Annotated in this window: 19 protein-coding genes; all 19 read left to right on the top strand. The window is 65.6% G+C overall.

All coding sequences use genetic code 11. The annotated features are described in order from the left end of the window. The first annotated feature begins 95 nt into the window (after positions 1-95). On the top strand, positions 96-1517 hold the full coding sequence (locus XINFAN_RS01130) for an IS1182 family transposase (protein WP_124084669.1): 1422 nt from the start codon (positions 96-98) through the stop codon (positions 1515-1517). Positions 1518-1683: 166 nt separating this feature from the next. Next, a complete protein-coding gene (locus XINFAN_RS01125; RefSeq protein WP_094463154.1) occupies positions 1684-2652 on the top strand; it encodes an ArdC family protein in 969 nt (322 codons plus the stop codon). Continuing rightward, on the top strand, positions 2649-3011 hold the full coding sequence (locus tag XINFAN_RS01120) for a DUF2958 domain-containing protein (protein ID WP_094463153.1): 363 nt from the start codon (positions 2649-2651) through the stop codon (positions 3009-3011). Before XINFAN_RS01125 ends, XINFAN_RS01120 begins: the two co-directional genes overlap by 4 nt. Before the next feature lie 119 nt (positions 3012-3130). Next, a complete protein-coding gene (locus tag XINFAN_RS01115; RefSeq protein WP_124084668.1) occupies positions 3131-3520 on the top strand; it encodes a hypothetical protein in 390 nt (129 codons plus the stop codon). A 144-nt stretch (positions 3521-3664) separates the two neighbouring features. Continuing rightward, the gene (locus tag XINFAN_RS01110; protein WP_094463151.1) at positions 3665-5809 is read left to right on the top strand and encodes a ParB/RepB/Spo0J family partition protein; all 2145 of its coding nucleotides are present in this window, start codon (positions 3665-3667) and stop codon (positions 5807-5809) included. 100 nt (positions 5810-5909) lie between these two features. After that, a complete protein-coding gene (locus XINFAN_RS01105; RefSeq protein ID WP_124084667.1) occupies positions 5910-6386 on the top strand; it encodes a UCP036055 family protein in 477 nt (158 codons plus the stop codon). A gap of 70 nt (positions 6387-6456) precedes the next feature. Continuing rightward, positions 6457-6783, top strand: a complete 327-nt coding sequence (locus tag XINFAN_RS01100) for a hypothetical protein (protein ID WP_124084666.1) — start codon at positions 6457-6459, stop codon at positions 6781-6783. Then, positions 6780-7076, top strand: coding sequence for a hypothetical protein (locus XINFAN_RS01095; RefSeq protein ID WP_094463149.1), 297 nt, complete (start codon positions 6780-6782; stop codon positions 7074-7076). Before XINFAN_RS01100 ends, XINFAN_RS01095 begins: the two co-directional genes overlap by 4 nt. Before the next feature lie 424 nt (positions 7077-7500). Next, complete coding sequence (locus XINFAN_RS01090) at positions 7501-7665, top strand: hypothetical protein (RefSeq protein ID WP_162936430.1); 165 nt, start codon at positions 7501-7503, stop codon at positions 7663-7665. Between the two features lie 176 nt (positions 7666-7841). Then, positions 7842-8012, top strand: coding sequence for a hypothetical protein (locus tag XINFAN_RS21905; protein WP_199286334.1), 171 nt, complete (start codon positions 7842-7844; stop codon positions 8010-8012). Then, a complete protein-coding gene (locus XINFAN_RS01085) occupies positions 7936-8211 on the top strand; it encodes a thermonuclease family protein (RefSeq protein ID WP_199286333.1) in 276 nt (91 codons plus the stop codon). Before XINFAN_RS21905 ends, XINFAN_RS01085 begins: the two co-directional genes overlap by 77 nt. A gap of 130 nt (positions 8212-8341) precedes the next feature. Continuing rightward, positions 8342-8899, top strand: a complete 558-nt coding sequence (locus tag XINFAN_RS01080; RefSeq protein ID WP_094463147.1) for a hypothetical protein — start codon at positions 8342-8344, stop codon at positions 8897-8899. Between the two features lie 67 nt (positions 8900-8966). After that, positions 8967-9383 (top strand): hypothetical protein, encoded by a 417-nt coding sequence (locus tag XINFAN_RS01075; protein WP_124084665.1) that lies wholly within the window; start codon positions 8967-8969, stop codon positions 9381-9383. Further along, positions 9376-10020 (top strand): DUF8835 domain-containing pootine, encoded by a 645-nt coding sequence (locus XINFAN_RS01070; protein WP_124084664.1) that lies wholly within the window; start codon positions 9376-9378, stop codon positions 10018-10020. Before XINFAN_RS01075 ends, XINFAN_RS01070 begins: the two co-directional genes overlap by 8 nt. 158 nt (positions 10021-10178) lie before the next feature. Next, a complete protein-coding gene (locus XINFAN_RS01065; RefSeq protein ID WP_119396678.1) occupies positions 10179-14528 on the top strand; it encodes a strawberry notch family protein in 4350 nt (1449 codons plus the stop codon). Continuing rightward, positions 14528-15571, top strand: a complete 1044-nt coding sequence (locus XINFAN_RS01060; RefSeq protein ID WP_094463144.1) for a DUF7146 domain-containing protein — start codon at positions 14528-14530, stop codon at positions 15569-15571. The genes XINFAN_RS01065 and XINFAN_RS01060 overlap by 1 nt, the downstream gene beginning before the upstream one ends. 338 nt (positions 15572-15909) lie before the next feature. Then, a complete protein-coding gene (locus tag XINFAN_RS01055; protein ID WP_094463143.1) occupies positions 15910-16845 on the top strand; it encodes a DUF2493 domain-containing protein in 936 nt (311 codons plus the stop codon). A gap of 161 nt (positions 16846-17006) precedes the next feature. After that, positions 17007-17423 carry a hypothetical protein gene (locus tag XINFAN_RS01050; RefSeq protein ID WP_094463142.1) on the top strand — a complete coding sequence of 139 codons (417 nt, stop codon included), beginning with the start codon at positions 17007-17009 and terminating at the stop codon, positions 17421-17423. Positions 17424-18127: 704 nt separating this feature from the next. Beyond that, the gene (locus XINFAN_RS01045; RefSeq protein WP_094463141.1) at positions 18128-18529 is read left to right on the top strand and encodes a single-stranded DNA-binding protein; all 402 of its coding nucleotides are present in this window, start codon (positions 18128-18130) and stop codon (positions 18527-18529) included. Positions 18530-18722 lie beyond the last annotated feature (193 nt).

Raw genomic sequence — 18722 nt, 5'->3', positions numbered from 1 at the left:
AGCGCGCTCAGTAGATATTGCTCGTATTGCCAAGCATTTACTGGGGTTATTCACCTGCGGATGGTACACTTAATTATTTGCGGGACGGGGGCACGATGGGACGCTTTATTGAGGGATATGACCGGAGCCAGCCGTTACTGCTGCCCGCCTGTGTTGAAGATTACGTGTCGCAGGACTCTCTCGTCCGCGTCATTGATGCCTTCGTCGAAACCCTCGATCTCACGGCGCTCGGCTTCGAGCGCACCGTCTCTGCCCCGACAGGACGACCTGGCTATCACCCCGGCGACATGCTGCGGCTCTACATCTGGGGCTACCTGAACCAGTTGCGTTCATCGCGACAATTGGAGCGCGCCTGCCAGCGCGATCTGGAGGCCATCTGGCTGATGCGGCGCATGACCCCGGACTATCGGACCATTGCGGCGTTCCGGCACGACAACCCCGAAGCGATCATCCGCACGGGGGCCGCATTCATCAGCTTCTGTCGCGAGAACGGCTTGGTCACTCCTGGCAAGGTGGCGCTGGACGGAACAAAGATGCGGGCGGTTGCCAGCGCGAAGAATATTGCAGGAGCGGATCGTCTGGCACGCGACATCGCTCATACCGAAACAGAAATCGCCTACTATCTCGACCGCCTCAACATAGCAGATCAACACTCGGCGGGCGCGCGCGATCAGACGGTCAATCGCGCGGCGTTTGCCAGCGCGATCGCGTCACTCGAACGCCGTAAGCAGCGCTTGGAAAAGCGGCAGGCCGAACTTGCTGAGCATGATACCAACGTCGTGGTCTTCGGAGAGCCGGATGCACGACCAATGGGATATGGCCGGGCGCCGAAGTTCCCGGCCTATAATCTCCAGAGTGTCGTCGATATCGAAAGCGGGCTGATCATTCACAACGATGTCGCCAACGAAGCCAACGACAGCCAGTTGCTGCATCCAATGGCGATAGCGGCAAAAGAAGTGCTCGACGTCGACCAGCTCGAAGTGCTGGCGGACGGAGGCTACTCGAACGCGCAGGAAGTCGCGCGTTGCGAACAGGACGGTGTCCGCGTGGCAGCGCCGATCAAGCGCGGGGCCATGAGCGCGCAATACTTCCGCCCCGTGCAATTCGTCCATGACGAGCAGACCGACACGATCCGCTGCCCTGCTGGTGAAACCATGTATCCCAAGGGCAAGCATACCCGAAATCGGGCGATCCGTTACAGAACGCCCGCCTGCCAGACTTGCCAGATCAAACAGCAGTGTACGCCGGGATATCAGCGCACCATTCACAGGCTCGTGGATCAGGGCGCGCTCGATCGGATGGAACGTCGGGTTCAGGAGAAACCTGATCTTATGACGATCCGGCGCTGCACGGTCGAGCATCCCTTCGGCACCATCAAGCGAATGTCTGGCGGAGGTCGCTTCCTGACCCGCGGTTTGCGGCGGGTGAAAGCCGAAGCTGCCCTCTCGGTCCTGGCATTCAACATTATCCGCGCTTCGAACGCCTTCGGAACCGGAGCGCTGATGTCGCGGGGTTGAGAACCCCGCTCTATTCGGTTTGCGTCATCGCGGCCGCATCGAGTCCTCGCTGAGTTTCTGCACAGCCTGCCCCGCAACGCCCCCTGAGAGTGAGAGTGCGGACGGGTTTGCCGTGACGGGTTGAGGGCTGGAGAAGGGTCTCCGGCGCCCGTCGCGGAGAACCGCGATGTCCAAACAAGATCGCAGCGCGCCCCCGGCCTCGGACCGGGCGAACCTTTACGAAGAAATCACCGGCAAGATCATCTCCGAGCTGGAGGCCGGGCAGTTTCCGTGGGTCCAGCCCTGGGGCTCGTCCACGACGCAGGCCCCGCTCGGCCTGCCGAGGAACGCCAGCACCGGCCGGGCTTATAGCGGCATCAACATCCTGATCCTCTGGGGCGCGGTGATCCAGCATGGCTTCCCCGGCCAGGGCTGGCTCACCTACCGGCAGGCGGCGGCCCTCGGCGGCAATGTGCGCAAGGGCGAGCGCGGCACCACCGTCGTCTATGCCGACCGCTTCACGCCCGAGGATGAGAAACGCCGCGCCCGTGAGACCGGCGAGGAGCCGGGGAAAATCCCGTTCCTGAAACGCTTCACGGTCTTCAACACCGCGCAGTGCGAGGGCCTGCCCGAGGAGATCGCCACCGTCACACCGCCGCCCCCGCCGGGCCTGATCGAGCCGCAGGTCGAGGTGCTGATCCGGGCCACCGGCATCGACTTCCGCATCGGCGGCAATCGCGCCTTCTATGTCCCGTCGCAAGACTTCGTGATGGTCCCGCCGCCGCAAGCCTACTTCGAGCCGATCAACTGGCACCGGACGGCGCTGCACGAGATGGGTCACGCGACGGGCCATCCGTCGCGCCTCGCCCGTGATTTCTCCGGCTCCTTCGGAACGAAGAAATACGCTTTCGAGGAACTGGTGGCCGAGATCACCGCCGCCTTCTGTTGCGCCTCGCTCGGCATCGTGCCGACCGTCCGCCATGCCGATTATATCGGCTCCTGGCTGGAGGTGCTGCGCGAGGACAACCGCGCCATCGTGCGGGCAGCCTCCCAGGCCAGCAAGGCGGCCGACTGGCTGCTCGCCTTCCTGCCGGACACCGGCGAAGCCGGCGATACCGACACCGGCGCGGTCGAGATCGACAGGAGGGCGGCATGATTCTCCTGACCGATGAATTGCGCGCGCAGCTTCTCGCCAATGGACGCCAGCGCGACGTCGATCATGTGCCCGTCGTGAAGTTCTTCAATCCCTTCGGTGCGGGCGTCTGGCTCGCCACCGAACTGGATGAGGATGGTGACATAATGTTCGGCCTGGCCGACATCGGCTACCCCGAGCTTGGCAGCTTCTCGCTGGAGGAGCTTTCCTCTCTGCAGCTGCTCTTCGGCATGGGCATCGAGCGCGACATCCTGTTCGCCGGCGATTTTCCGATCTCGATCTGGGCGGAAGCCGCGCGCGAGGCCGGCGGCATCCGCGCGGCCGAACGCATCCTGTATCGCGCGGGGCAGGTCGGCGCGTAGTGCGTTTCGCGTTCTCCGGCTCCACAGCGCTGCCCTCCAGAGTTAGAGGGCGGCGCTTTGCTGCGTGACGGGTTCGAGGCCAGAGAGAAGCTCGTGGCTGCCTGTCGCGGAGAAAGCCCATGACCCACACACCATCGCAGAAACCTTTGAAAATATACCTCGTCTGCTACGGCGCCGAAAACGAGTCTTGGATCTGCGATGCTGAGGACCGCGACCATGCCGTCGAGCAGTTCGAGAACGCCGGGATGGACGGCGAAATCAACGAGGTGTTCGAGTGTGTTCCCGCCTTGAACCGCTATTTCGTTCGCCAGCGCCGCGCCATGTGGGTCTGCTTCGTCCAGGAAGTCGAAGCCGAGGACGAGGATGCGGCGGTCGACATCTTCTATCAGCAGTTCGATCCGCAACATGCCTTCGTCGAAGGTGCGCTTCAACATGCGGACCACGGCCCCGCATCGGTGTTCGACCGGCGCGACTATCCGACAGCACAGGAGGTCACTGAGGCCGACTGACAAGGGTCGGGTTTCCGGCTGCACGGCTTTCCGGTTCTCCGGTGCGATGGCGCTGCCCTCCTAGAGTGAGAGGGCGGCGCTTCGCTTCGTGACGGGTTTAGGGTCGAGAGAGAGGCTCTCGGCGCCCGTCGCGGAGATACCACGATGGCCAAAGCTGCCAAGAAGAAGCCCGCTGTCCCGATGATCGTCTTTTCGCGGGCGCGCGACATTCCGTTCAACCGGATCAGGCTGTCGGACAGCAATGTCCGCGAGATCGACGTCGAGGCCGGTCTGGACGAACTCACCCATGACATCGACCGGCGCGAGGATCTCGTGCAGGGCCTCAATGTCCGCGCCATCCTCGACGAGGACGGTAACGAGACCGGCGATTTCGAGACCCCTGCCGGCGGCCGCCGCTACAGGTCCATCGCGCGCCTCGTCGAGGCCGGTCGCTTCCCGACCGAGGGGCTCGTGCCCTGCATCGTGAAGAAAGCCGATGCCAAGACCTCGGCCGTCGACGACTCGCTGGCCGAGAACCTGCTGCGCCTTGCCCTGCATCCGCTCGATCAGTTCAAGGCGTTCAAGCGGATGTTCGACATGGGCATGTCGAAGGAAGAGATCGCCGATGCCTGGCGGACCACGCCGCGCTACATCATGCAGCGCCTTCGCCTCGCCACCGTCGCGCCGACGCTGCACGACGCTTATGCGCGCAACGAGATGACGCTGGCGATGCTGGAAGCCTTCACCGTCAACCCCGACCACGAGCGCCAGCAGCAGGTTTGGGAGCGCGTCGGCAATTCCTGGCAGAAGGAACCCTGGCAGATCCGCAACATGCTGACCGAGACCACGGTTCCCGCTGCCGACAAGCGCGCCCGCTTCATCGGCGTCGAAGCCTATGAGGCGGCGGGCGGCCCGGTGCTGCGCGATCTCTTCTCCGACGAGAACGGCGGCTGGTTGCAGGACGTGACCCGGCTCGACCGGCTGGTCGACGAGAAGCTGCGCACCGTCGCCGACGAGATCGCCGGTCAGGGCTGGAAGTGGATCGACGCGGCGGTCGAGCTTCCCTACGGCCACACCAACGGCCTGCGCAGGCTGGTCGGCGTGACCCAGGACCTGACCGACGAGGAACACGCCGCCCGCGAGGCGCTGCGCGACGAGTATGACGAACTCGAAGCCCAGTATGCCGAAGCCGAGGAATTGCCCGAAGAGGTCGATCAGCGTCTCGGGGAGATCGAGGCCGAACTGGACGCCTTCGAGAACCGGCCTGTCACCTTCGCGCCGGAAGACATCACTCGTGCCGGTGTTTTCGTCAGCATCGGCCGTGAGGGCGAGTTGATCGTCAACAGCGGCTACGTTCGCCCCGAGGATGAGCAACCCGAGACCGTCGATGGCGAGGATGCCGGCGAAGGTGCGGACCCGTCCGATCCTGATGCCGCGCAACGCGCTGTCATCACCGTCGGCGGCGAGCCGGTCCCCAATGGCGACGAGGAGGACGAAGATACCGTCAAGCCGCTGCCCGAGCGGTTGGTGACGGATCTGACCGCCTGGCGCACGCTGGCATTGCGCAATGCGCTCGCCGAGAATCCGCACGTCGCTATGACCGCCCTGCTGCACAAGCTGGTTCTCGATACGTTCGAGCGCACTGCCACCTCGGGAACGAGCCTCTATGCCGCCGTGCGTCATATCTATCTTCCCACGGATGCGACCGGGCTCGCCGACAGCGCCGCGGCGAAGATGATCGACGAGCGCGCGGACGCCTGGCGGGGCGACATTCCCTCCGGCGATGACGATCGCCTATGGGACTGGATCGACGGTCTGGACGATGCGAGCCGTCTCGCTTTGCTGGCGCATTGCGTCAGCTTCGGCGTCAACGCGCTTTACGAGCGGCCGAACCCCTATTCGGGCAATGGCATCTCGCAGCACGGTCTCGACCGCCGCATGGCCGAGGCCGAACGGCTGGCGCAGGCCACGGGCCTCGATCTCGTCGAAGCGGGCTGGAGGCCCACGGTCGAGAACTATCTGGGCCGCGTGACCAAGGCCCGCATCCTCGAAGCGGTGCGCGAAGGTGCGGGTGATCGGGCTGCCGATCTCATCGCGCATCTGAAGAAGGGCGACATGGCCAAGGAGGCGGAACGGCTTCTGGCCGACACCGGCTGGCTGCCGGAGCCGCTGCGCCCCGCCATGGATGCGCAGGCCGTGGATAATGCTGCCGATCAGGACGAGGATGGCGTGGCGCTGCCTGACTTCCTCGCCGGTGACGGCGAGGACGCGGCCGCCGACGATCCGGTGGCCCTCGTTGCCGCCGAGTGACGCGCACCGGCGGGGCGGCCTCGGTCGCCCCGCTTCCCATCACTTCCACCCAAAGGCCCGGCATCTCGCCGGGCCGTTTTCATTTCAGGAGACCAGATTCATGTCCGCTTCCCTCATCTTCGACATTGCGCCGCTCGGCTCGCTCGTCGCCTACAGCGACGGCCAGCCGAAGCCGCCAGCTCGCTTCACCAGAAAGCTCGCCGCGTGGAAATCCCGCAATGGGGTCGGTCGCCTCGTGCGCAAGGAGCCGGGCCGCGAGCGTCCGACCTATACGACACCACCATCATTCACCCTGCATGAAGGCGATTTCGGCGAAGGCGGCATCATTCTTATCACCGTCATGCGCAGCTACGGCATCGACAGCGATCTGAGATTCCGGGTGATCGAGCGCCCGAAGCTCGGTCAGGTCCGCGTCGTGCAGGATGTCGGGGAGAACGTCGAGCTGCTGCACCTCGCCGAGGACCGCGAGGCGGCCGAACTCTGGCTGGCCAGGAAAGGATACAGCCGCGCCCGTCTCGAGGAGATCACCGCCGACGAGGTTGGTGCCGATGCCATTGAGGGCCGCGCGGCCGCGTGATCCTCCCATACCCCATCCACTCGGCCCGCTGTCCCGCGATGGCGGGCTGTTTTCGTTTCAGGAGATGACCATGCCGACCGAACCTACATTCATCCGACCAGACCCTCAGCGGGTCTATGTCGCCATCTATGAGCATCCGCATGGCACGGATGTTCGTGTCTTCGCCAATGAGGACCAGGCCATGTGCTGGCGCACAGGCTTGGCCAAGGAATGGTGGAGCGACGCTTTCGAGGACGATCCCCCGCCCGATGATGAAATCGGCGAGGAATATTTCGAGCGGATGCTGGAGCGCGACGAGTTCTTCTCGACGGTGCAGCGCGACATCGAAACCGGCGATCACACCCCGGCCGATCAGGCGGGCCTCGGCCCGAGCGCCGACACGGGAAGTTCGGCATGATGACGGTCGACGAAATCTTTGCCGACGACCGCCGCAATCCTCCCGCGGAGCGCTCGCTTCCGTGGGAGGAAACCCGCGGCGGCGTCACCGTCGTCGTGGAGCCGAAGCCGCATTGGGCCGAGGACATGCGCGCCTTCCGGCTCGGTTCCCGCGAATACTGCCGCTATGCCGACTGGACGGCAGATGGCGCCCGGACACGCTTTTACGGGCATATCGACACCTCTGGCGACGACGTGATGATGAAGGCCCGCGCCATCATCGCCCGTGAAGTCGCCGATGGGCTCTGGGACTGACCGGCCCTGAAAGTTGCGCCTGGGTACCGGGGCCGTCGGGTATCGCTGCTCAGGCAGCGATGGATCGAGTTCCAGCTTCACCATTGCGTCTCCCTTTCGTCGTCAGGATGCAGCGGGTTCCGTCCCCGGCCTGAAACACGTCCTGGAAATCGACCCGGCAACGAGGCTGGCGCGGCGGAGCATCTGCGACGGGCTTCCGGCCCCTGTCGGAGGCAAAACACCACCCCCGCTTCCATTCGCGAACCTTGGTCCGACCGTCTCTTGGTCAATCAACCCGCAAGGGGTCGGCTTACGCGAGCGTGCCGCCCTCGGGGATTCGGAAAGAGTCCGAACGCCCGAGGGTGATTGCAGATACGGTCAGACACTTCGGGCGCCTGTCGCGCGGGGGATGGTCCCCCGCCTCCCAAGACAGGAGCCGGAACCCATGTCCTATGCAGATGCCACCGCCTTCGCCGCCAGCCTCGCTTCCACGCTGATGGTCGAGATCGTCGTGTTTCAGGCCGGGGACGGAACCCACGGCGCTTGCCCCGCCGCCGAGTTCGACGGCGACGAGGAAATGGTGGAGCTGGAACTCGATCCATGGAGCTGAGGCGCGAAAGCGCCTCACCCCGACGGCCCGGTGCCCAAGCGCAGCCGGGCCTTCTTCCCGTCAATCGCCGCCGATTGCCGCTTGCGTGCCGGTCCGCATTGCGATCCCGGCTCGCATCGGAAAGAACCGGCGACGATCACGCCGATTTCGCTCCTTCAAGATGAAAGCCATTCGCCATGCTCAGCCATATCGTCGTTTCCGTCATGCTCTGCACGGTATCCTGCGAACCGGCGGAAATCCGGGTCTGGGACGGCGACTCGATCCGGCTGGGTGCGGGACACCAAACCGAAGCCGTTCGGATCTTCAACATCGACGCCCCCGAGATCGAGGGCCCGCTGCACCCATGAATCCGACCTTGCCCGGCAAGCCAAGATCAGGCTGGCAGAAATCATGAACGGCCGGCGGGTCGAAATCCTGCGCCAAGGCACTGACCGCTATGGCCAGACCCTGGCGGCGATCCGCGTCGAAGGTCACGATGTCGGCGATATTCTCGTCAGTGAAGGGCTGGCGAGAACCTGGGCCGGACGGCGTGAACCTTGGTGCTGACCTTCGGACCATCATGGCGCAGGCCGGAACGGCCCTTCATGGCAATGGGAGAGTGAGAGTGCGGGCCGGTTGGCCGTGACGGGTTGCAGGCGGGAGAGAGGCTTCCGCCGCCTGTCGCGGAGTTCGTCCCATGAGCCTTCCCCGCCATGCCACCTTCACCCCGATCGGCGAGATCGTCGCGCAGCAAGTATTGCCGCGGCTGCGTCACGCCCAGAAGCTACCGCTACGCATCTCCTGCATCGGTATCGCCAGCTACGATGATAGCGGTGACGTCGGCAGCTTCGACCGCACGCTCGTCATCGGCCAATGCCCGTCCCCCGAAGAGGCGATGATGGTCGCCAGCCGGCGCGTCGCGCATGACGACATCCTCAGCGACGCGCGCGCTGCGCTGCGCTTCCGCCCGCGCGTGATGGTCATTCAGGACAGCGACCTGGGCCTTGTCCTCGCCGGAGAGGTCCGGGCCGGGATCGTCCTCTGGCAGCAACCCGTCGCATCCGACGCCGAGGCCCGCCGCGTCGTCACCGAGGCCAGCCGTCTGCGCGGCATGGCCTTCACGGCAACCGGGCGCGGCGATGCCTCATCCGCCCGCGATCTCCGCTACCGCGCCAGTCTCCTCGAGGCCCGGCTGGTCGATCCCTTCTGGCGCGAGACGGCGGACGAACTTCTGAGGCTGCCCGAAGCCGCCTGATCTCTCCCTGCTTCCCCCTCATCCTCGCCCGGCCTTGCGCCGGGCTTTGTCGTTTCAGGAGCCTGACATGGCCAACTACTACACCCATTTCTCCTGCCTGCTCGATGTAGGCACCCCCGAAAACGCCGCCCACGCGCTCGAACTCTACAATGCGTTGTCCGAAGAAAACGCCGCGGAAGACCCTCCGTCCGAGGGTTTCCTGCTCTCGATTCAGCCCGAGCATGGCGGCACGCAGCTCTGGATGCGCGATGACGAAACCGGCGATCCCGAGCATGTCATCCAGTTCGTCAAGCGCTGCGCTGCCGAGTTCGGCCTGACGGGCCTCTGGGGTTTCCAATACGCCAACACCAGCTCGCGGCCCAAGGTAAACGCCTTCGGCGGCGGCGCGCACGTCCTGGACGTCGCCACGGGTGAGACCGTGGACTGGATTTTCAGCGGCAGTTGGCTGGAGATCGTCCTGGACGGAAGTGATCCCTATGCCTGAGATCATCGAAACCACGGTCTATCGGCTCGACGAGCTTTCAGACACGGCGAAGGACAAGGCCCGCGCCTGGTATCGCGAAGGCGGGTTCGACTACGGCTGGTATGATGCGGTCTATGAGGATTTCCAGCGGATCGCGGAAATCCTCGGCATCCGCTTCAAGACCCGCACCGTGCGCCTGTATGGCGGCGGATCGCGGCAGCAGCCGTGCATCTTCTTCTCAGGCTTCTGGTCACAGGGGGATGGCGCGTGCTGGGAGGGGTTCTATTCCTACCGGAAGAACGCCTCGACTGAACTCCGGTCCTATGCACCGCAGGATACGATCCTGCACGGCATCGTCGATGCCCTTCAGGCTGTCCAGCGGCGCAATTTCTACCAGCTTCGCGCCGAGGCAACGCATCGCGGCCACTACTGCCATGAGTATTGCATGGTGATCTCGGTCGAGCGCGACAGTCCGACATATCGGGACATGACCGCCGATGCCGAGGAGATGGTCATTGAGGCGCTGCGTGACCTCGCCCGATGGCTCTATCGCCACCTTGAGCGCGAATATGACTATCTGACCTCGGACGAGGCGGTAGATGAGGCCATCACCGCCAACGAATACACCTTCACCGAAGCCGGACGCCGTTTTGGCTGAACCTCACAAGCGCCTCGCCTTCCGGTCGGGCGCTTGTTTCATGCCTGCTCTCGCCACGAATTGAGAGGGAGAGAGCGGCCGGAAGGGATTTGAGCCGGTGCGGTCGAGAGAGAGCGCTGCGCGGCTCGATCCTGTCTTGCTCTCCCGAGGAATCCCCGATGAACATGATTTCCGCATCCGCGGCGGCATCCGCCACGGCGCCGCTTCCGCTCGACCACGACGCTGAGACCGCAGCCTGCGTCTTCATCGCTGCCGGTCTGCTGCTACCGCACCTCGAACGTGGTCAGCGTGTCGATGCCGCCACGCTGCGCGGCGCGATGGAAGCGGCCTTCGGCGCTTCCGATGCCACCGGCGCGTGGAACTGGAAGACCGCCTATGACGCCTGCGAGGCGGCGACGGTGCTGTTCCTGCGCAAATACGGAAAGCCGCTTTTCCGCAAAGCCGGCACTCCTGCGATGATCTTGCCGCAGCTCGGCAAGATCGCCGGGCTTCTGCCGACGCATACGCGCCGGTCAGAAGAAGCGCAGACCTTCCAGCAGTTCAGCACCCCGGTCTCGCTCGGTTTCGCGGCGGTCACGGCGGCGGCGATCACGCCTGCCGACCGGGTTCTGGAGCCCTCGGCCGGGACCGGGCTTCTCGCCATTCTGGCCGAGATCGCGGGCGGCACGCTGCTGCTCAACGAACTGGCCGAGGCTCGCGCCGGACTGCTTTCCTCCCTCTTTCCGGCCCTTTCCGTCACCCGCTTCGACGCCGCCCAGATCGACGATCATCTCGATCCCGGCCTGATCCCGACAGTGGTGCTGATGAATCCGCCGTTCTCGGTCATGGCCCATGTCGAGGGCCGCATGGCCGATGCCGCCTTCCGCCATGTCGCCTCGGCGCTGGCGCGCCTCGCGCCCGGCGGGCGGCTCGTGACCATCACCGGGGCGAGCTTCGCCTCCGACAATCCGGCATGGACCGCCTCCTGGACCCGGCTGCAGGAACGCGGCCGCGTGGTCTTCTCCGCCGCCGTCGATGGTTCGGTCTATGCCAAGCATGGCGCCACCATCGACACGCGGCTGACCGTCATCGACAAGCTGCCCGCCGAAGACGCGGTGGTGTTCCCGGCATCGCCCGGTGTCGCGCCGGACGTGGCGACGCTGATCAGCTGGCTGGCGGATCAGCTTCCGGCCCGGCTGCCGGTCGATCCCGGCATTGCCGTGCCGGTTGCCGCGACCCCGACGCCCCGCACCGTGCACGGCTATGTCAACCGCGCCGCGCGATCCGCGCCCGCCGCGCCTCTGGCGGAGCCGGAGGCCGTGCCGGTCGCCTACGAGACCGTGGATTGGGAACCGGCTGAGGGCGGTCGCCTCTCCGATGCGATCTATGAGGAATACGGCCTCCAGACGATCCGCATCGCCGGGGCGCAGGCGCATCCCACCCAGCTCGTGCAGTCGGCCTCGATGGCGAGCATCGCGCCGCCGAAGCCCGGCTACCGGCCGATGCTGCGGGCCGACATCCTCGGCAAGCTGTCCGAGGCACAACTGGAGACCGTGATCTATGCCGGCGAGGCCCATGCCGGTTTTCTTGCCGGGGCGTGGACGGTGGACGATACCTTCGACACCCTGTCGGCCGCGCAAGAGGACGCCCCGAACGCCGTCCGTTTCCGGCAGGGCTTCATGATCGGCGACGGCACCGGCGTCGGCAAGGGCCGGGAATCCGCCGCCATCATCCTCGACAACTGGATGCAGGGGCGGCGCAAAGCGGTCTGGATCTCGAAGTCCGACAAGCTGCTGGAGGATGCGCAGCGCGATTGGTCGGCCCTCGGCATGGAGCGCCTGCTGGTTACGCCGCTCAGCCGATTCCCTCAAGGCAAGTCGATCACCCTAGGCGAAGGCGTCCTATTTCTAACCTATGCCACGCTACGCTCCGATGACCGCGGAGAAAGGGTTTCGCGCGTCAAACAGATCGTCGAATGGTTGGGCGCCGACTTCGATGGAGTGGTGATTTTCGACGAGGCGCACAGCATGCAGAACGCCGCTGGCGGCAAGGGAGAACGCGGCGATGTCGCTGCCAGCCAGCAGGGCCGTGCCGGGCTGCGCCTCCAGCACGCCCTGCCGCAGGCCCGCGTGGTCTATGTCTCGGCCACCGGCGCCACCACCGTCCATAACCTCGCCTATGCGCAGCGGCTCGGCCTCTGGGGCGGCGAGGATTTCCCGTTCTCGACTAGGGCCGAGTTTGTCGAGGCCATCGAGGGCGGTGGCGTCGCGGCGATGGAGGTCCTGGCCCGCGACCTTCGGGCGCTCGGTCTCTACACCGCCCGGTCCTTGTCCTTCAAAGGCGTCGAATACGAGTTGCTCGACCACGAGCTGACGCCCGAGCAGGTCCGCATCTACGACAGCTATGCCGATGCTTTCGCCATCATTCACAACAATCTCGATGCGGCGATGCAGGCAGCCAACATCACCGGCGGCGACGGCGGTTCCGGCACGTTGAACCGGCAGGCCAAATCTGCGGCGCGCTCGGCCTTCGAGAGCGCGAAGCAACGGTTTTTCGGCCATTTGCTCACGTCCATGAAAACCCCGACGCTGATCCGCTCGATCACCAGCGATCTGGAGGCGGGACATTCTTCCGTCATCCAGATCGTCTCGACCGGCGAGGCACTGATGGAGCGGCGGCTGGCGGAGATCCCCACCGAGGAATGGGGCGACCTGAAAATGGACCTGTCGCCGCGCGAATATGTCCTGGACTACCTCGCCCATTCCTTCCCGGTCCAGCTCTACGAGCCCTTCACGGATTCGGAGGGCAACCTGTCGTCGCGGCCGGTCACTCGCGATGGCCAGCCCGTCGAAAGCCGCGAGGCGGTTGCCCGGCGCGACGAGATGATCGCGAGCCTTGCGAGCCTGCCGCCGGTCCCCGGCGCGCTGGACCAGATCATCCAGCATTTCGGCACCGACACGGTGGCCGAGGTGACGGGCCGCTCGCGCCGCATTGTCCGCAAGCGCGGCGTCACCATCGACCGGCTGGTCGTGGAGAACCGCGCCGGCTCGGCCAACCTCGCCGAGACGCAAGCCTTCATGGACGATGCCAAGCGCGTGCTGGTGTTCAGCGACGCGGGCGGCACCGGACGCAGCTACCACGCCGAACTCTCGGCAAAGAACACCCGCCTGCGGGTCCATTATCTCCTCGAGGCGGGTTGGAAGGCGGACGCCGCCATCCAGGGCCTCGGCCGCACCCATCGCACCAACCAGGCGCAGCCGCCGCTGTTCCGGCCGATCTCGACCAATGTGAAGGCGGAGAAGCGGTTCCTCAGCACGATTGCCCGCCGCCTCGACACGCTGGGCGCGATCACGCGCGGCCAGCGGCAGACCGGCGGCCAGGGCCTGTTCCGCCCCGAGGACAATCTGGAATCGCACTATGCGCGCGACGCGCTGCGCCAGCTCTATCTCCTGCTGGTGCGGGGCAAGGTCGAGGGTTGCTCGCTGGAGCGGTTCGAGGCTGCCACCGGCCTGAAGCTGATGGACTCGAATGGCATCAAGGATGATCTGCCCGCGATCACCACGTTTCTCAACCGTTTGCTCGCCCTGACCATCGAGCTTCAGGGCCTCCTGTTCACCGCCTTCGAAGGGCTGCTGACCGCCCGCATCGAGGGTGCCATCGCCTCCGGCACCTATGACGCCGGGCTGGAGACCCTGTGCGCGGAGTGCTTCGTGGTGACGGATCGGCAGGTGATCTACACGCACCCGCGCACAGGGGCGGAAACCAGCCTGCTGACCATCACCGAGCGCAAGCGCAACCACCCGGTGACGCTCGATGCCGCCCTGGCGGAACTCGGCGATCCGCGCGCGAAGCTGCTGATCAACGAGCGCTCGGGGCGCGCGGCGGTGCAGATCCCCACCACCAGCATCATGCTCGACGATGGTGAAATCGAGCGCCGCGTCAGGCTGATCTGCCCGATGGAAGCGCACAATATCCCCATCAGGATGATGGGCGAGACCCATTGGGTCGAGGCCGACCGGGACGCATTCGCCGCCGCCTGGGAGGCTGAGGTCGCGGAAGTGCCGGAGTTTGCCGACAGCACGCTCCATATGGTGACGGGGTTGCTGCTGCCGATCTGGAAACGGCTGCCGAACGAGTCCACCCGCGTTTATCGCCTCCAGACCGATGCGGGCGAGCGCATCATCGGCCGCAAGGTCTCCCCGGCCTGGGCCGCAAACGCCACCACGACCGGCATCGCGAAGGTCACACCGGATGATGCCTTCGCGGCCCTGATGGAAGGTCGGACGATATTCGATCTTGCCGAGGGCCTCCAGCTTCGCCGGGTCCGCGTCATGGGCGTGAACCGAATCGAACTCTCGGGCTTCACCGACACGATGCGCCAGCGTCTCACGGCCTATGGCCTGTTCCACGAGATCATCTCCTGGAAGCTGCGTATGTTCGTGCCGGTCGATGCCAGCGGCCCGGCGATCCTCGGCAAACTCTTCGACCGCTGGCCGGTCGAGCGCATCGGCGAGCGGGAGGCCGCGTGATGCCGCGTCACGACGCCTCCGAACTGGCGATCCGCCTTGGCCGGGAGGCCGAGGCGGTGTGCCGCCATTACCTGTCGTCCGGCCATCGCGTCGGGCGATACTGGCTGGTCGGCGATGTGCAGAATACTCCTGGCCGCTCGATGTTCGTCCGCCTTGCCGGGCCGGAATCCGGCAAGGGCGCGGCGGGGAAATGGACCGACATGGCCACCGGGGAGCATGGCGATCTGCTCGATGTCATCCGGCAGACACTCGGTCTTGCCCACTTCAAGGACGTGGCCGAGGAAGCGCGCCGTTTTCTCGCCCTCCCGCATCCCGAACCAGAGAAGACGAAGACGCCAACCGGCAGCACATCCAGCAGCGCGCCCGGTTCGCCTGAAGCGTCGCGCCGCCTCTTCGCCATGGCGCAGCCGATCCACGGCACCCTTGCTGCGATCTACCTCAACGGGCGGGCGATCACCTCCCTCTCGGACACAACCGCGCTACGCTACCATCCGCGGTGCTATTACAGGCACGACGAGCATTCGCCCACCGAGATCAGGCCGGCACTCGTTGCCGCCGTCACCGATCTCTCCGGCCACCAGACCGGCGCGCATCGCACCTGGCTCGCCCCGGACGGGTCCGGCAAGGCGTCTGTCGAGACACCGCGTCGGGCAATGGGCGACCTTCTCGGCCACGCTGTCCGCTTCGGCACCGCCGCTGAGGTTCTCGCCGCCGGCGAGGGCATCGAGACCGTGCTGTCGCCCCGTCAGGTTCTGCCCCGCATGCCGATGCTGGCGGCGCTTTCGGCCGCTCACCTCGCTGCCGTCCTGTTCCCGCCGACGCTGCGCCGGCTCTATGTCGTCAGGGATCGCGACCCGGCCGGGGACGGTGCAAGAGCCGGCCTGGTTGCCAGAGCAGCGAGCCTCGGGATCGAGGCGATGTCGCTCACGCCGCTCAACGGCGATTTCAACGATGATCTGCGACGCCACGGCGCCAATGCCCTCAGGGCGGCCCTGAAGGATCAGCTTCATCCCGAAGACGTCCGCCGTTTCATGGAAGGGTGAGGGCGTGATCGGTCCCGGAGGCGCGGCCCAGCTTCGCCCCCTGCCGGTTTCGGTCTCAGGTCATCGCCAGGAGCATCCTTCGTCGGAGAGTCCCGCGCCCACGGCCTTCTGAGAGGGCGATCGGCGCACAAACGGGACGGGCAGGCAATGGCCGGGTTTGGACTATTTTCCGCCGGCGGGGACGAGCCCCGCCTTTGCATCGCGAAAGTCAAAATAGCCCACCCCCGGCCATCAAGGCCCTCGCGGAGCGGGCGAGGGCTGCCAACCCGTCCCGCCCGTGCGCTTCGACGCCTGCGAAGGCCGCGATGGGCGCGGTCTCCAGACGAAGGACGCTCCCGATGGAAAACGAAACCGAATACGCAGGGGCCGAACCGATCCACACCTCCTCCCAGACCGATCACGCCCTCACCGAACTCCAGCTCTACGGCTGGCGCCCGTTCCAGGACGAACCCGATCCCCGGCCGCTGCCCGAGGGCAATACCGTCGCCAGTGCCGTCACCGACATCTTCGACGCCCTCGTCGCGACGCTCGCCGACACCCGCCTCGAGCCCGATCTCGAAGAACTTCTCTGGGGGACCGTCAATCTCTTTCACCGCGCCAACGCCCGGGTGGAGCGCGATCTCGACGACAACGAGCAGGCGCAGCGGCGGCTTCAGCGGGAACAGGACGGCAGCGAGGTGAAATCGGTCGAACTCGAACGCCTCACCGCAGAGGGGCAGACCTTCATCGAACGGCGCAACAGCATGGAACTCTTCCGCGACCTCGCCGCCGAGGCTTTCGAGCACCACACCGGCAGCGCCTGGCGGCCCCGCAGCGGCTCGATGGTCAACCATCGCCATCTGACCGCCGCGATGATCGACAGCCGCGACTACCTTGCCGCGAAGCGCCGGGCCGAGACCGAGGTGATGCTGCCTGCCGGTCCCAAGGTGGCCGTGACCGGCGGTGCCGACTTCAACGATCACCGGCTGATCTGGGCGAAGCTCGATCAGGTCCATGCCAAGCATCCCGAGATGGTCTTGCTGCACGGCGGGTCGCCCAAGGGGGCGGAACTGATCGCCTCCCGCTGGGCAGATCACCGCAAGGTGCCCCAGGTCGCCTTCCGGCCCGACTGGACGAAGCACGGCAAGGCCGCGCCCTTCAAGCGCAACGACCAGCTGCTGGACGTGCTGCCGGTCGGCGTCCTCGTCTTCCCCGGCACCGGAATCCAAGAGAACCTCGCCGACAAGGCCCGCAAGCTCGGCATCCCGGTCATGAAGTTCGACGGCGGGGCGTAAGCCCCGGCGTTCGGCGGCTTTCAGCCGCCGAACCTTGACAGAAAACGACGCCGGGCATTTGATGGAGCATCCTTGAAGAACCGGCGAAGCAGCATAGTCGCAGGCGGAGCGTATCTCCCGGCAGCCTGTTGTGATCCTCAACCGTTCTGCTGGAGGTTTCCATGACGTTGATTCTGCTTGCCATCTCCTTGACCATCACAGCCTGCGTGATCGCCTGGAATCTCGCGATTTATGCCTTGCCGGTCATGGCTGCCATTACTGCCGCTCAGTTTGCGTGGGGCGCGGGAGCTGGTGTTCTGATGTCCGGTTTTGCCGCCGCTGGTGCCGCCTTGCTGTCCGTTGCCCTCGTGATCGCGGTTCTCGGCTTCGCCAAAAACCCGGTTCTGCGCTTCATCGCGCTCGCACTCTTCGCGGTGCCCGCCGTCATCGCGGGATATGCGCTTGTCTATGGCATCACGAAGAACGCCATCGACTCCAGCCTCGCCCTCAATCTGCTCGGCGGGATCGGCGGCCTTGTCATCGGCGTCTCGGCTATCGTCAATCTGAACGTCCTCGGCGAGTCCGTATTCTCGCGCTGAACCGGCGGGTCGTTCTCTCACTTCCAAGGCGAAAACCCGGCGGCTTGCGCCGCCGGGCTCCGGCCTTCCGCACAGGTATCGGGCTATCACGCCAGTGATACCCTCGCCAAATCGCTCTCGGGCCGCCTCGCCCGGCTTGGAAATCTGTCGTCGGCATGAGTTCCGCTGCCATGGCGGTCAACCCCGCCGCCTCGCCACTTTGTGCCGGGGATGCAGCCACAAACACCTTCATGCCCTTGTCGCAATGCTGACGGACCGGGCCTGCGGCTGTCGAAGCCGGCGCGATGCCCCTGCCGTGCCCGGAATCCCGAGAGTTGCCTCGTTCTCGTCGCGGACGACGTAGCCTTCCTGCGGGAAGCGCGAAGGTGTCCGGGAAAAGGGGGTAGGCGGTGCTGTGCCGGGTGGAGCCGGTTTCGGGCCTACCGGGCCGCTGCTACCGGCGATGACGATGGAACATGTGGTGCATCTCCGATCCGCTCTCGAAAGCACCAATCCCTCCGACTGACTGATCCCCTAAGTCCGTTCGGTTTCCACCAGCAACCCCCGCGGCTCCGGACCGTGTTGCCGCGCAAGCGCGGCTGCCCGCCCCACTCCGGGCCTTAGGGGCAAGCTGCCGTCAGGACGGCAGTTGCGGGAGTCTCCCGACGGCCTTGGCCGGGTCTCGTCGGAGGGATGGTCCCTCCGAGGAGCAACGGAGATAACACATGCAGAACATCGTCATCCTCGCCGGCAACATCGGTCAGGCCCCCGAAACCCGCACCACCCAGGGCGGCACCGGCATCACCCACTTCACCCTGGCCACCTCGCGCCCCCGCTACTCGGAAGGCCGCGTCCTCCGCGACGAGAACGGCTATCGGGTCCAGGACACGGAATGGCACCGCATCACCTGCTTCAACGGCCTCGGCAAGACGGTCCAGGAGCATTGCGACAAGGGCATGAAGGTTCTGGTTCGCGGCCGCATCCACTACACGAAATGGACCGACGCCGCAGGGGTTGACCGCTACGGCACCGAGATCATCGCCGAGACGGTCGATTTCCTGAGCCGGGCGAAGCAGACCGAGAACGACGACGGCAAGTTCATCGACGACGATGACATCCCGTTCTGAGCGGGAAGCCCGGAGCCCGGCGGCGCAAGCCGCCGGGTTTTCCCCATGTTTGGAAGGCGCCCGTCACCTTTCCCCCGTCCATGAAGACATGTCGAGCGGATCGACCGCTCGGCATGTCTGATGAAAGGGGGGCAAGCCGCCCCTCTCAAACTCTCCCCATGAAGGGGCAGGGCAGAGCCCCGCCCCCTCAAGC

The organism is Pseudogemmobacter humi, from assembly GCF_900609055.1.
In the GTDB taxonomy this organism is placed as follows: Bacteria; Pseudomonadota; Alphaproteobacteria; order Rhodobacterales; family Rhodobacteraceae; genus Pseudogemmobacter; species Pseudogemmobacter humi.
The sequence above is the reverse complement of the archived record's forward strand: the minus strand, read 5'-3'. Positions and strand labels throughout refer to the sequence as shown.